Here is a 743-nt window from a genome sequence, read left to right as displayed (position 1 = left end):
TATCACACAGATTGGAGAACTCATGCTCGCCGCCAACCCGTACCGCAATGCTGTGTCCATTCTCCATTGTCGCCCCCGACCATAATCAACCACTGATCGCAACCTCGCAGCTTTGACTTCTACCGTATTTCAAGAAGGGCGCATGTTTTTCAATATGATGCGGTCTTTCGAAATGGTGGCCGCGCATCCTGACTACCGTCCTCGTCAGATCGAATGGCCTCTCCCGGGGGCAAATCCGAGCAACCGGCGGTTTGGAGCGGTTCCCTTACTGGCTGAATCTGCGCGTTCGGGTGCTTGCCGCAGTCCCTGGCGGCGCGCCGCACCGAGAAGCAGCCGAACCTTTCGTCGACCGTGCTGGCCGGCGCCAGCCGCCCCGCGAAGGTCCGGGTCCAGGTGATTTCTGTGATCAGGCCTTGTCCGTCGCTGGTCGGACGGGCCTATCCGACTACGATGGTCGCGCCGGCGCTGACCCGCTCATAGAGATCGACAATGTCCTGATTGATCATCCGGATGCAGCCGGAGGACATGGCCTGGCCGATCGTCCACCACTCCGGGGAGCCGTGGATTCGGAAAAGCGTATCGACGCCGTCATGAAAGATATAGAGGGCTCGTGCGCCGAGGGGATTGGTCAGCCCGGGCGGCATGCCCGATCGGTACTTGACGAGGTCCGGCCGGCGCTGAATCATCTCTTCAGGCGGGGTCCAGACCGGCCACTTCTTCTTGTACTGGATACGGGCGCGGCC

Annotated in this window: 1 protein-coding gene; it reads right to left on the bottom strand. The window is 61.1% G+C overall.

Annotated features, from left to right (window positions below; all coding sequences use genetic code 11):
• Positions 1-437: 437 nt before the first annotated feature.
• Positions 438-743, bottom strand: a 306-nt coding sequence (locus tag NHF53_RS23895) for a L,D-transpeptidase (RefSeq protein WP_252836442.1), incomplete at its 5' end; no start/stop codon positions are given.

This window comes from Ciceribacter sp. RN22, assembly GCF_024054295.1.
Lineage (GTDB): Bacteria > Pseudomonadota > Alphaproteobacteria > Rhizobiales > Rhizobiaceae > Allorhizobium > Allorhizobium lividum.
This window is presented reverse-complemented; position numbering and strand designations above follow the sequence as displayed.